This is a genomic window from Streptomyces seoulensis, assembly GCF_004328625.1.
GTDB lineage: Bacteria > Actinomycetota > Actinomycetes > Streptomycetales > Streptomycetaceae > Streptomyces > Streptomyces seoulensis.
Genome location: NZ_CP032230.1, coordinates 74927 through 86882, shown reverse-complemented (window position 1 = coordinate 86882; position 11956 = coordinate 74927). Strand labels below are relative to the sequence as shown.

The window sequence follows — 11956 nt, the reverse complement described above, 5'->3', positions numbered from 1 at the left end:
CAGCCTTGGCTGTTGACGCCCTTACCGGAAAGATCATTAATGGAGGCTCCATCAACGGAACCACTATCACTGGTGGTCTCATCCGTACCGCAGCCAGCGGTGAACGCATCGCCCTCAACGAAGGCGGCGTCAACAAGTTCCTCGTCTACAACAGCGCCGGCACCGCCATCAACGAACTCTCCGCCCGCGGACTCCTCGTTCAGGGCACCAACGGCGCCGTGATCTGGCTCAACCCGAACACCACCTACCCGCAGATCAAGCTGTACAACGCAGGGATCACCAACTACGCCTACGTCCAAGTAGCAGAGCCCACCACCGGCGAGGCATCCCTGGAGCAGGCATGCGGCCCCTTCGCCGGCAACGGATTCACCGACATGACCTGGCGGACCATCCTCGCCAAAGACTTCGCCTCCATCGAACGCCTCCGCAACAGCGACCCCAACACCACCCGTATCGGCGGCCGTCTCTCCCTCAGTGAAACGTTCGCACTCATCGGTATCCAAAACACGACTGACACCAGCAAGAACACCCAGGTCACCGCCGAAGCCAACTACGTCCACGTCGACAACGCCCGCATGCAGGTCGCCGCCCCCGCCAGCAGCAGCGCCGTTCTCTACGCCAGCGCGTCCACCGGCCACACCGGTCCGCTGCTGCGGGCAGGCATCAACGGCAGCGACAAGTTCACCGTCGACAAGGACGGCAACACCACCGTCACCGGGCTCCTGAACGCCGCCAGCATCGCCACCGGCACCGTCAGCATCACCCCGTCCGCAGCCAGCACCCCCACCAGCATGACCGTCACCTTCCCGACGGTCCCCGGAACCACCTGGCGCGGCTACGCCACCGCCAACTCCACAGTGCCCGGCGTCCGCGCACCCGTCGGCGCCGCCGGCGTTACCGGCGTCGCCGTCTCCAGCGTCTCAGCGACCAGCATGGTCGTCTGGGTCAACCGTGAGAACACCAGCGCAACCAACATCAACTGGATGGTGATCGGCTCATGACCGAAGACAGCAGCGACCCCGATATCACCGACAGCACCACCGACGTGACCGAGCCGGCCTGGCCGCCGCCCGCCGACCCGCCGCCGCCCCCGCCGCCCGCACCAGACCCCATCACCTGGGAACCGCAGACCTGGTACTCCATCACCTTCGCCTGCCTCACCCCCGGCTGCTCCCAGCAGAACATCGTCAAGGCAGCCCCCATGTTCTACTCCAACAACGGGCAACTGAAGTTCATCCGCGTCGTCTGCGCCGCCGACGGCTGCTGCGGCAAAGACTGCACCATCCTCACCGCGCAGAAACTCGACCCCCAGCCCATCGAGGAATGAGCAGGGGGAACACCCCACCCCGCAGGCCGTAGCCTGAGATCAACGGGCGACCCTCCGCCCGCAGATCCGCCCCCGAGGGACGACCACACCTAGTGGTCCGCCACCATCAAACCTGGGCGCGGGGAGATCCAGGAGTACGGGCCTGTGCCCGACCTGACCATTCACGAATACGAGGTCACCCCTGCCCTCGGCAGGCACCTCGTCCTGGACCCCCGCAGCCTCGCCTACCGGCGCCGCTACACCGGCGAACCCATCCACCCCGTGGAATGGGCACCCAAGGTTCCCGTCCTCAACCAGCAGGACCTCCTCGCCCAGGGCATCCGCACCTCCACCCTGGTCGAAGGTGTCGGCGACGTGGACGCCCTCGGGTCCTGCACCGCCAACGCGGCCACGGCCCTCATCTCCATCCTTCACACCGCCGACGAGCTGGCGGCCGCCGGCCTGGACGTCACCGACCCGGCCGCCGCCGAATCGTGGGCTATCGGCCTCTACAGCGACGCCACCCACCGCGACCAGTGGCACGACTCGGCCTGGCCCGACCAGGACTGCGGCTCCTCCGGCCTCGGCGTCGCCAAAGCGTTGCGCGGCCGCGGCCTTATCGACCAGTACGGGCACGCCACCACCGCCGAGGAACTCTGCCGCGACCTCCAGACCGGGCCCCTCCTGATCGGCATGCCCTGGTACGAGGAGTTCTTCACCCCGCCCGGCAAGCATGCCCTGCTGGACGACCTTCCCAACTGGCAGGACTCGCCCATCGCCGGCGGCCACGAAGTGTGCGTGACCGCGCTCGAGCACGTCACCTACCGACCCGACGGCGACCTCGACTACGCACGCACCGTGCTCCGCATACGGAACTCCTGGTCCTCCTCCTGGGCCGACCACGGCGACTTTCGTATGTCACTCGCCCTCTACCAGGCCCTCCGCCACGACATCGACGTCGTACAGCCTCGATTGGACGCCTCCCGATGACCGCCTTCCACGTCGCCATCGACCACCTGGACGCCGACTCCGGGCAGGTCACCACCACCTACCACGGCACCTGCACGCAGGAGCACGTGGACGAGGTCCGGGCCATCGCCGCGCTCGACACCTCCCCCCGCTTCGTACGGGACCACCCCCACGTCGAGGGCGCGTTCATGGTGCTCCGCGACGACGGTGACCTGGACGTGTACGTGCCCGACGGGGCCACCGAGTACCGCGTCCACCAGCCCGACCCGGAACCCAAGCGCGCCAAGACCGCCGACGAGCCGCGCACCCTGTCGTCCGGGCCCGCCTACATCGACGGAGTCGTCAAGTTCGGTGACCAGTCCATCGGCGGCGCCATGGACTACCCCGGCAACCCGCCCCGCGCGGTCTGGCACACCACCGAGTCCCCGGCCGGCGACGCCTACTTCAACTCGGTCGCCCTCTACCTGATCCGGGTCGCCTCCGAACCTCAGGTCATCTACGACCCCATCTCTGACAAGCTCGGCCAGTTCGGGCCGCTCACCCAGTCCGCACGGGCGCTGCAGAACGACGGCTCCCGCCGCACCAACCGCGAAGGCAAGGTGTGCATCCAGGTCGAGGTCCTCGGCCGTGCCGCCTCCCCGTGGACGAACGGATTCGACCCGGCGGGCAAGCCGAACTTCCGCAAGCTGCTGGCAGCGATGCGCGCCCACGGCATCGCCGACACCTGGCCCGCGGGCAAGCCGCTCGCCACCGCCGCAGCGGTCGCCAAGACCCCCCGGAACCGCAGCACGTGGCAGTCCAAGGGCGGCCACTTCGCCCACGGCCAGGTCCCCGGTCAGACCCACTGGGACCCTGGCGCCATCAACACGGACATCGTGCCCGGCCAGCCGTCGACTGCGCCGGCCCCGTCGAAGCCGTCCCCGTCCGCCTTGCAGTACGAGCCGTTCCCCGGCGCTGGGTTCTTCCACGGCGGCCGTCACAGCCCGATCATCACCGCGATGGGGCGCCGCCTGGTAGCCGTCGGCTGCGGCAAGTACCGGTCCGGGCCGGGACCGAACTGGACCACCGTCGACCGCGACTCCTACGCCGCCTGGCAGCGCAAGCTCGGCTACACCGGCACCGCGGCCGACGGCATCCCCGGCAAGGCGTCCTGGGACAAGCTCCGCGTTCCCAAGGTCTGAACCCACCCAACACCCATCCATCGGGAGAAACCGTGTCCACCAGACTCTTCGGCCGCGAACCGGCCGCATGGCTGAGCGTCATCGCCGTCGCCGTGAAGCTGCTCGCCGCGTTCGGCCTGGACGTGTCCGCCGAGCAGCAGGCATCCATCAACGCCGTCGCCGCAGCCGGGATGGGCGTTCTCATCGCCCTCCTGGCCAGCGACGGCCTCGGCGCCGCCCTCATCGGGTTCGCCCAGTCCGCGCTGGCCCTCGCGCTCGGCTTCGGCCTGGACTGGTCCGCGGACCAGCAGGCCGTCGTCATGGCCGCGGTGACCGTCGTCATCGGCATGTGGGACCGCACCCAGGTCATCGCTCCGGTCCCGGCCGCCGCCGTCGCGCGGCAGGACGCCTGAACTTAGGAGCCGCTGCCATGGGCGACGAGCCGACCAACGGAGAGCTGGCTCGTCGCCTGGACGCCGGATTCGACGACCTCAAGGAAGACATGCGCACCCTCGCGGGGCGCCTGGACACCAAGGTCGACGCCAGCCTTCTCGCCCTGCAACAGCAGGCGCAGGACGACCGACACCAAGCACTCATGATGCGCGTCGGTGCCATCGAAGAAGAACGCGCCCGAGAGGCAGAGCGGCGCCAACAAGAACAGCGCGAAGCCGAGAACCGGCGGGCCGGGGACAAGCGGCTCATCCTGACCGCACTGGTCGTCCCCCTCCTGCTTCTTCTGTTGCAGGTCTATCTGGCCAGTAGGGGGTCGAGCGGATGAGGGAGTCGGCGGTGTCACGCAGGCGTAGGCGTCGCACCGATCTGCTGTGGCTGGTGGGGATGGCACTGCTGGTGGTGGTGCTCGGCTGGATCGTGGTGACGATGCAGGATCTGTCGGCGTCCCTGCACGACGCGAACCGGCAGCGGGACTTACTTGCCCAGCAGGTCCGTGACCTCGGCGCCACCCCTGTCGTCGGCCCGTCGGGAAAGCCGGGCCGGGACGGTGACGGACTGCCCGGCCAGAAAGGCGACAAGGGTGACACCGGAGATAGTGGCTCTCCCGGTCCGTCGTCCACGGTGCCCGGCCCGCAAGGTTCCCCAGGGTCGGTGGGGTCACCAGGACCGCCCGGAACGAGCGGTATTCCGGGCGCGAGCGGAGTCCCTGGCCTGCCCGGCGCCGCGGGTTCTCCGGGGCCGTCTGGCGCGGCCGGCCAGTCCGGGCAGAACGGCTCGGATGGCAAGCCCGGCAAGGACGGCGCCGACGGCCGGGACGGCAAGGACGGTCAGACCTGCCCGGACGGCTACAGCCTCCAACCCGATCCGAACGACCCTGACACCCTCGTATGCCGTCGCACCACCTCCAGTAGCGCCGGCAGCGATGCCGAACCCACCGGCTCGGCATCCCCGGCACCGAGCGACACCCCATTGCTGCCCAGCCTGCTGGGGCTGATCACCCGCTGAAAGGAGGCCCCCATGGCCATCTCTGGAACACCTCACCGGGTACGACACGACACCACCCCGGTCATCGCGGCCGTCCTGTCCCTGGTCATGGTCCTCGCCGCAGTCCTCATGTGGCAGAACTCCCGAGCCCAGGACCGTCTGACTACTCTGCGGTCCGGGCAGACGGCTGGGCTGGCGCAGCGTACGGATCAGCAGCAGTTGACGTGCGCACTGTGGGCGATTCTCCGTAATGACAGGGCGGCGGATATCACTGCGCAGATGCGGCAGGCTGCGGACCGGATCTGTTCGGAGGTTCCGACGCCTACTCCGAGCGCCAGCTAGTGCATGGATGGTGCTGCGAGGCGGCCGCCGTGGCTGCGGGGCTGGTACGTACGATGGGGATGTGACCAGTCCCGTTAGTGCTCCCGCCCCTTCCCCGTCTCAGGTTGGCCCGTGTACCGGCTGCCAGGCTCCTACCGTCCGCTACGGGCCGGGTGGCAGCCCCTTGTGTGAGGGCTGCGCGGGCGTCCTGAATGCGTGGCGGGACAGCCAGGGGAAGGGCGGCAGCATTCGCGCCTAGGCTGCGGGAATGCTGCTGTGTGACCGTGATCTGCATGCCGCGATAACGACTGGCCGGCTGGGTGTCTCCCCGTACGAGGAGGGGATGCTTCAGCCGGCGTCGTTGGATGTCCGTCTGGGCGGCGAGTTCCGGGTGTTCGACTCCCACCGCTACTCATGCATCGACCCATCGCGGTCGCAGCCGGACCTTACGCGGCTGGTGGTGCCTGCGGCGGGGGAGCCGTTTGTGCTGCATCCGGGGGAGTTCGTGTTGGCGGCGACGTTGGAGTGGGTGTCGTTGCCGGATGATCTGGCTGCCCGGCTGGAGGGCAAGAGCTCGTTGGGGCGGCTTGGGTTGGTGACGCATTCGACGGCGGGGTTCATCGATCCGGGGTTCGAGGGTCACATCACGCTGGAGCTGGCGAACCTGGCCCGCCTGCCGATCAAGTTGTGGCCGGGGATGAAGGTGGGCCAGTTGGCGGTGACGCAGATGAGTGGCCCGGCTGAGCATCCGTACGGGAGCGCGGTGCGCGGCTCCCGGTATCAGGGGCAGAGGGGGCCGACCGCATCCCGGTCGTGGCAGAACTTCCACCGCACCGTCCTGCCTGGGTAGGGTGCGGACGCACCGGTGCCCCGCCTGAATTCACCTCAGGCGGGGCACCGTCATACACACCGGATCAGTGGAGATCCCCTCCGTGTTCCTCGCTCATCCGTGAGGCTTCTTCCCACGTCAGTGCCCGACGGCCGTACACGAACTGAGCGCCTTCGGAGTGGAGCTTGTCCAGGAGACGCTGTGTCCGATCACGCGCATCCTGAGCAGCTTCCTGGGCGTACCACTCGACCAGTTCCTCGGGCGTTGCGTCCATGACGACGAAGGCGTCAACGACGCTGGAGAAGACAGCGAGACGGCCATCCGGCTGCTTGATGATCTGATGCCCCACGATCGGTGTCCCTACTTCTCGTTGTTGCGGTCGGCGGCGGGTACCTGAACGAGGTGGGCGAACCGCTCGTCGGGGCCCGGCCCGACCTGCACGCCCTCGGGGTACTCCATCTCCGCCGTGGCATGGCAGACGACGTAAGTCTCGTCCCCGTCCAGGTGCACTGCCACGTACTGGCCCGCGAACCCGACGATCCGACCCGCCCGGCCCTCGTGCTTCACCTCCAACCCGACACGGAGGTTCAACCCGTAGTAGTTCCGGATGTGCTCGACGCTATTCTCGACGCGGGTGCGGATACTGCGGGCGTCCTCACGCAGTTCCTCGGCCTGGTCCTCGATCTGGAAGCGCTGCTCCCACGGCATGGTCGGGTTCAGGGTGTTGAGGAGTTCGCGGGCCTTGCGCTCGTAGGTGGCGGCGTCGGCGTAGATGGCAGCTGCGCTCATGCTGGTGTCCTCACTTCTCGGTGGCGTGGTCGGCAGGTGGCTGTCCGGTACCAGCGCAGTCCTTCAAGCCTGGCGCGGCGGTGCCGTCGGCGGAGCGAGCCCAGTGGGCGCGCACGGTGCCGTCGGCCTTCAACTGGTACGAGCGTTCGCAGACGGTGCAGACCCCGCGTGGGACGGCAAGTGCCATGGTCGGTGTCCTCACTTCTCGGTGGTGCGGTCGGCGCCGTACACGTCCCCGTCGTCGTAGATCGGGTCAGCGGGCGTGTCGGTCGGGATGGTGGCGCTCGGGTCGGGGCCGTAGGTGGCGCCGTCGTCGTAGATGCCGGCCATGGTCGCTGTCCTCACTTCTCGGTGTTCTTGAAGGCAGTCACGCGTACCAGCGGCTGAAGTCCATGTCCTTCGTCTTGAGCGCAGCGGCGGCCAGTTCGGACGCGTTCGGTGCTCCCTCGGCAATCGCCTTCAGCACGTCCTCGTACAGCGAGTCCTCCATGCCGTGCTGCTCCTCATCGTCCCCAGATGCGGCAATCTGGGCGACGCGCTCGTTGATCTCCTGCATGTCCATGGTCGGTGTCCTCACTTCTCAGTGGTGGGCGGCTGCCCGTCGATGTTGGTGACAGCGGTACGGAACACGTCCAGGAGTTCGTCGGGCACTCGGTAGCCGACGACTTTCCCGAAGCCGGGGCCTTGAGCCAAGACCGGCAGTGGCATCCCGTCGGGCCAGTCGCCTCCCATGGCCCCGCTGCGTAGAGCGCGAGTCAGTGCCCCGCTGTGTCCGCGAAGGCTGGCCTCGGGCGAGTCGCGGAGGTCGTCTGCTGCCACGTACCCGCCTCGGGCGACGGCCTGGCGGACGATGCGCTGCGCGCGGGGCGGCAGACGGGTGAAGTAGTTCTCCGCGCGCGGCACGGTCCAGGAGGTGTCGATCTCGACGTTGGCGGCGTGTTCGGCGAGGAGGGCCAGGAGTCGGTCCTGGAAGTCTCCGGTGGGTTGGTCGATGGTGACCGTGATCTTCAAGATGCCTCCCGTTGCGATGAACCCGGATGAACGCCGGGCTAACGAGATGAGCGTAGCGCAGCCGGGCTCGTTTGTCAGCGGTCTATTGACGGTCTGCTAAACGGAGTTGATGGCCCGTTAGTCAGGGAGGCGCGCTACTGGGGCACGATAAGCTCACATATCAAGCCTCAAAATCGTAGAATGAGGCATGCACGAAGCCGAACTGACGAACCGCATCATCGCCGCCTCCGGGCCGCCCGCCGTCGACGACCTCACCACCTTCCTCCGCAAGCGCATTGCTGAGGACAAGGATGTCGCCGCAGAGTGCACCGGACCGGAGTGGCGGACCGACCCCAGCGACGGGGACAACGCTGAGCACATCGCCCGCCACGATCCCGCGCGCGTTCTCCGTGAATCAGACGCCAAGATCGCGGTCCTGGACGAACTGGACCTCGCAGTGCACGGCCAGCCACGCCCGTTCGTGGATGCCCTCTTGTTCGTGGCCCAGCAGATGGGCCTGGCGTACTCCGACCACCCGGACTACAAGGAGAGCTGGCGGCCGTGAGCGACTGGAGAACCGCCCTCGAACGGCTCATGACGTCATCCCTGGGGACGGAGATTCACGACACACAGGCGTGGGCCCTCACCATCACCAACTCCGACAAGCTGGAGGTCTTCCTGAACCCTGAGGACGCCGAGGGGCTCGAAGGTTGCCGACTATGGGGGATGCCTGTCCGAAAGAGCATCGGCGTACAGCAAGGCAAGGCGCTCATCTTCGACCACCGCAGCGGCAAGTACATCCGCAAGGGCGAGCAACTGGACTGGAAGTCATGAGCGCTGAGCGCCTGCCTGCCAGACAGGCCGAACCGCCGCTCCTACCCGACCAGTACAGCGCCGAACTCCGCGCCCGCCTCGCCACCCTCGACGCCGCCAGCGACCAACACGCCGCCGGACAACGCCCCGACAACACCACCCGCTCCTACGCCAGCGACTGGCGCACCTGGGAAACCTTCTGCACCCAACTCCAGATCCCCACCACCGCCGCCACCCGCGGCACCCTCCGCGCCTTCGTCGACTACCTCTGGAACCGCGAGAAACGCGCCTACGCCACCATCGACCGCAAGCTCGCCGGCGTCGTCGTCACCCTCCGGCGGCCGCCGTACAGCATCCTCGTCGACCCCGACGCCACCCGCGCCGCCCGCGAGTTGCTGAAGGACTACCGCAAGCAGGCCGAAGCCGCCGAGGAACCCAGGCGCGGCCGCGGCAAGGCACCCGCGATGCGGTTGGTCGACCTGCGGGTCATCGTCTCCAAGTGCGACACCGACATCTTCGGCCTCCGCGACCGCGCCATGATCCTCCTCGGCTTCGCCATCGCCGCCCGCCGCGCCGAACTCGCCGGACTCCGCCTCCGCAACATCCGCGACGACGACAACGGCCTCCTGGTCGACGTCCGCGTCTCCAAGACCGAACCCCGCACCGTCGCCGTCCCCTACGGCACCAACCCCGACACCTGCCCCGTCCGGGCCTGGAAGACGTGGGCCGCCGCCGCCCGCATCACCGACCCCGACCGGCACGCGTTCCGGTGTATCCACCACACCGGTGCCGTCCAACCCCAGGGCCTCTCCCCGCAGCGCGCCGGCGACCTCATCACGGCGGCCGGGCTGCGCGCCGGCTTCGAGGAGCTGTTCACCGGCCACTCAGTGCGGTCTGGCATGGCCACGGAGGCCCGCCGGGCGGGGAAGGACCGGAAGGCCATCGCTGCGGTGACTGGGCACGCGGACGGCTCGAAGGTCTTGGACGGCTACATGCAGATCGTTGACCAGTGGGACGAGAACGACAACGCACTGATTGGAATCGGCCTGTGAGCAGCGCACGCACCATGCACGAAGAGATCGCCGAATCGATGTTGGACGAGATCCTGACCCACCCTGGCGCAGCGGCTGTCCTCGCGGACTGGCGAAACCGCTTCAAGGCACGGGACTTCGACGAGCAGTACGTGGCCCAGATCGGACAGACCCAGCACGATCCCGCCTACTGGCCTCTGGAGCAGGTGGCAGCCTTCCTCAAGGTTCACACGGGGCTCATGGCCGGCTTGTACGCCCGCGTAGAGATCTCCGTGAACGCCATGCCCGGCCCGGACGCCGACCGTGTCGGCAACGCCGCCAAACTGCGAGGCACCCACCCGCTGTTCTGTCCGGAGCTGGACATGGAACAGAACGGCGCCGACTGCGATGGGTGGCTCTCCTGGAAGACTGACATCAGCATGAACAGGTCGTCCAGTCTGGGCCTCATCACCGACTGCGGAACATCTCCTGTGAACATGGGCCTGCTAGTCGAGCCTGGCGGAGTACCCCTTGAGGTGGGGACCTCGAAGCCGAGCCGAACCTACATGCACCTGCACATGGAAGGTGGCGTCGCGCGCTGGCCGTACCACTCCGACCGCATTGGGCTACTCATCAACGTGGAGCACATGCAGGCGAGAGCCCGCCGACCAGCACGCAAGGCAGCCTGATCCCGCTGCTAGGTGCCCGCCGCCAGCGCCTCGCGTAGGTAGACGGGGAGGGCTTGGCGGACGTCTGGTCCTGCTGTCCAGCCGTCGTCCTCGAGCTGGTCGGCTCTCACGATCGCGGCCGGTCCGTGGTCGGGGCGTGCGAGGGCCCGGTAGGTGTCGGTGCTGCGGGGTGGGTGGTGGGCGAGGTAGCCGGCCAGGACGGCGTGGGCGATGTCGGCGGGCGCCGCGGTGGTGGTGGCTCGTCCGTATGCTTCGCACATCCAGACACGGCTGACGGGCTCGTAGAGTTGGACTTCCCAGGTGATGCGCCGGGGGTTGGTGTCTTCGCAGGTCATGCCCGCATCCTCCTCCCCGTGTGGGCGGGCAGATGCGGGTACTGGCGGGTTACTTGGGGTGTGTTCAGCGCTCGATGGAAGGCAGGTCGTCCTCGTCCCCGTCGTCGTACTCGGGTGCCAGCTTCGGGTCTCGCTTGAACACGTCGATCAGTCGGAACGCTCTTTGGCTGTACTCCCTGGGCAACCACAGTGCGGTGCCGACGATCGCTCCGACGAGGATCATCCCGAACCTGACAGCCTCTCTTTGCAGGTCCTTGTCCGCGGCTGTAGGCGGTGCGGGCTGCTCTGTGGGGGTGAGGTCGTCCTCGGGCACAACGGGTCCTTCTCGTCGGCGGGTGCGGGCATGCTATCCGCCGACCGGCGTGTCCCAGAATCCCGTGTGCGCGATGGTGTCGGCGGTGACGGGGGGCTGGCGTTGGGCGAGGGAGGGCTCGGTGGAGACGATCTGCCGGACCAGCTTGTTCGGGTAGTCGGTGGTGATGGGGCGGCCGCCCTGGCCGAGGATGAGGGCGTGGACGCCTTCGGCGGGCCGGATACGGTGCGGCAGGTACGCCTTCAACGCGGCCACGGTCAGCGACTCCAGGACGTGTTTCTTACCGACGGCCTCGTACTCGTAGTCGGGGGCGCGGACTTCCCAGGTGCCGTCCTGGACGTCGTAGAGGTGGCGGATGTCGACACGGGTGACCTCGGCGGGGCGCAAGCCCTCGAGGAGGAGGAAGGCGACGAGCCGGTCGCGTCGGTAGTGGCGGGCGTGGTCGGGGCCCCACATTCCGATGCAGTAGAAGAGCATGGCGCGTTCGGGTGGGGTGAGGCGGCGTGGGGGGTTGGCGTCGCGGTCGAGGCCGGAGCGCAGCATGGTCAGGTCGGGGACGAGGCGGATCGCGCCGTGCTGTTTGGCGGCTTCGTGCCATTGGGTGAGGGCGGTGATGCGCCGGTCGTGGGTGAGGGCTGCGGCGGGGTGGTGCTGTGCGATGTGGGTGAGGGCGTCGGGTCCGTTGAAGGGACGGCCGTCGAGTTGGTCGGTGAGGTAGCCGGCGCACCAGGCGGCGATGTCTTCGATGCTGATGTCGAAGGGGTTGATCGGGGGGTGCTGTGCGGCGCACCAGGTGAGCCAGCGGGTGATTTCACGCTCGTACTCGATGCGGCTGGACGAGCGCAGGGGTGCGGTGTCGAGCCAGTGGTTCAGGAGTGTGAGCGGTTCCATGGGGGTATTGTGCCCGCCCCCGACTCAAGATCAATACTTTCGGTAAAACCTCAGCTCACCACCCACTAGGGGATGTCGCGGGGGCGAGGGGCGGGGGTGGTCCG

General features: G+C 67.9%; 21 protein-coding genes. 12 read left to right on the top strand and 9 right to left on the bottom strand.

The genetic code is table 11. The features are described from left to right. From D0Z67_RS29875 to dcd, 8 genes are all read left to right on the top strand, one after another. Positions 1-1001 (top strand): hypothetical protein (locus D0Z67_RS29875; RefSeq protein ID WP_207391740.1); only part of this gene is annotated, 1001 nt, incomplete at its 5' end. Next, the gene (locus tag D0Z67_RS29570) at positions 998-1327 is read left to right on the top strand and encodes a hypothetical protein (RefSeq protein ID WP_031183020.1); all 330 of its coding nucleotides are present in this window, start codon (positions 998-1000) and stop codon (positions 1325-1327) included. The genes D0Z67_RS29875 and D0Z67_RS29570, both read left to right, overlap by 4 nt. 144 nt (positions 1328-1471) lie before the next feature. Further along, positions 1472-2296 carry a C1 family peptidase gene (locus D0Z67_RS29565; protein ID WP_031183019.1) on the top strand — a complete coding sequence of 275 codons (825 nt, stop codon included), beginning with the start codon at positions 1472-1474 and terminating at the stop codon, positions 2294-2296. After that, complete coding sequence (locus D0Z67_RS29560; protein WP_338058819.1) at positions 2293-3456, top strand: peptidoglycan-binding protein; 1164 nt, start codon at positions 2293-2295, stop codon at positions 3454-3456. Before D0Z67_RS29565 ends, D0Z67_RS29560 begins: the two co-directional genes overlap by 4 nt. A gap of 32 nt (positions 3457-3488) precedes the next feature. Then, on the top strand, positions 3489-3848 hold the full coding sequence (locus tag D0Z67_RS29555) for a hypothetical protein (protein WP_031183017.1): 360 nt from the start codon (positions 3489-3491) through the stop codon (positions 3846-3848). Positions 3849-3865: 17 nt separating this feature from the next. After that, a complete protein-coding gene (locus tag D0Z67_RS29550; protein ID WP_031183016.1) occupies positions 3866-4213 on the top strand; it encodes a hypothetical protein in 348 nt (115 codons plus the stop codon). A 59-nt stretch (positions 4214-4272) separates the two neighbouring features. Next, positions 4273-4893: a collagen-like domain-containing protein gene (locus D0Z67_RS29545; RefSeq protein WP_131589747.1), complete on the top strand. Its 621-nt coding sequence runs from the start codon at positions 4273-4275 to the stop codon at positions 4891-4893. 568 nt (positions 4894-5461) lie between these two features. Further along, positions 5462-6043, top strand: a complete 582-nt coding sequence (gene dcd / locus D0Z67_RS29540; protein ID WP_031183014.1) for a dCTP deaminase — start codon at positions 5462-5464, stop codon at positions 6041-6043. A gap of 64 nt (positions 6044-6107) precedes the next feature. On the opposite strand, the gene D0Z67_RS29535 is transcribed toward dcd, so the two are convergent. The 6 genes from D0Z67_RS29535 to D0Z67_RS29520 are packed head-to-tail and all read right to left on the bottom strand — an operon-like array spanning position 6108 to position 7822. Further along, a complete protein-coding gene (locus D0Z67_RS29535) occupies positions 6108-6371 on the bottom strand; it encodes a hypothetical protein (protein WP_031183013.1) in 264 nt (87 codons plus the stop codon). Positions 6372-6382: 11 nt separating this feature from the next. Next, positions 6383-6811, bottom strand: a complete 429-nt coding sequence (locus tag D0Z67_RS29530; protein WP_031183012.1) for a hypothetical protein — start codon at positions 6809-6811, stop codon at positions 6383-6385. 10 nt (positions 6812-6821) lie between these two features. After that, on the bottom strand, positions 6822-6998 hold the full coding sequence (locus D0Z67_RS29870) for a hypothetical protein (RefSeq protein WP_158713904.1): 177 nt from the start codon (positions 6996-6998) through the stop codon (positions 6822-6824). Positions 6999-7009: 11 nt separating this feature from the next. Continuing rightward, positions 7010-7141, bottom strand: a complete 132-nt coding sequence (locus D0Z67_RS30470) for a hypothetical protein (protein ID WP_267974116.1) — start codon at positions 7139-7141, stop codon at positions 7010-7012. Between the two features lie 37 nt (positions 7142-7178). Beyond that, the gene (locus D0Z67_RS29525) at positions 7179-7373 is read right to left on the bottom strand and encodes a hypothetical protein (RefSeq protein ID WP_031183011.1); all 195 of its coding nucleotides are present in this window, start codon (positions 7371-7373) and stop codon (positions 7179-7181) included. An 11-nt stretch (positions 7374-7384) separates the two neighbouring features. Continuing rightward, complete coding sequence (locus D0Z67_RS29520) at positions 7385-7822, bottom strand: hypothetical protein (RefSeq protein WP_031183010.1); 438 nt, start codon at positions 7820-7822, stop codon at positions 7385-7387. 187 nt (positions 7823-8009) lie between these two features. On the opposite strand from D0Z67_RS29520, the gene D0Z67_RS29515 reads away from it, so the two are divergent. The 4 genes from D0Z67_RS29515 to D0Z67_RS29500 are packed head-to-tail and all read left to right on the top strand — an operon-like array spanning position 8010 to position 10313. Further along, on the top strand, positions 8010-8366 hold the full coding sequence (locus D0Z67_RS29515) for a DUF6221 family protein (RefSeq protein ID WP_051888011.1): 357 nt from the start codon (positions 8010-8012) through the stop codon (positions 8364-8366). Continuing rightward, positions 8363-8635, top strand: coding sequence for a hypothetical protein (locus D0Z67_RS29510; protein WP_031183008.1), 273 nt, complete (start codon positions 8363-8365; stop codon positions 8633-8635). The genes D0Z67_RS29515 and D0Z67_RS29510 overlap by 4 nt, the downstream gene beginning before the upstream one ends. Beyond that, the gene (locus D0Z67_RS29505; protein WP_031183007.1) at positions 8632-9666 is read left to right on the top strand and encodes a site-specific integrase; all 1035 of its coding nucleotides are present in this window, start codon (positions 8632-8634) and stop codon (positions 9664-9666) included. The genes D0Z67_RS29510 and D0Z67_RS29505 overlap by 4 nt, the downstream gene beginning before the upstream one ends. 14 nt (positions 9667-9680) lie before the next feature. Continuing rightward, positions 9681-10313 carry a hypothetical protein gene (locus D0Z67_RS29500; RefSeq protein WP_131589746.1) on the top strand — a complete coding sequence of 211 codons (633 nt, stop codon included), beginning with the start codon at positions 9681-9683 and terminating at the stop codon, positions 10311-10313. Between the two features lie 8 nt (positions 10314-10321). Here D0Z67_RS29500 and D0Z67_RS29990 read toward each other — a convergent pair whose 3' ends face one another. The 3 genes from D0Z67_RS29990 to D0Z67_RS29485 all read right to left on the bottom strand — a co-directional run bounded on the left by D0Z67_RS29990 (position 10322) and on the right by D0Z67_RS29485 (position 11852). Further along, positions 10322-10648 (bottom strand): hypothetical protein, encoded by a 327-nt coding sequence (locus D0Z67_RS29990; protein ID WP_051888009.1) that lies wholly within the window; start codon positions 10646-10648, stop codon positions 10322-10324. Positions 10649-10712: 64 nt separating this feature from the next. Then, positions 10713-10961, bottom strand: coding sequence for a hypothetical protein (locus D0Z67_RS29490; RefSeq protein WP_031183004.1), 249 nt, complete (start codon positions 10959-10961; stop codon positions 10713-10715). Positions 10962-10994: 33 nt separating this feature from the next. Next, positions 10995-11852 (bottom strand): hypothetical protein, encoded by an 858-nt coding sequence (locus D0Z67_RS29485; RefSeq protein ID WP_031183003.1) that lies wholly within the window; start codon positions 11850-11852, stop codon positions 10995-10997. Between the last annotated feature and the right edge of the window lie 104 nt (positions 11853-11956).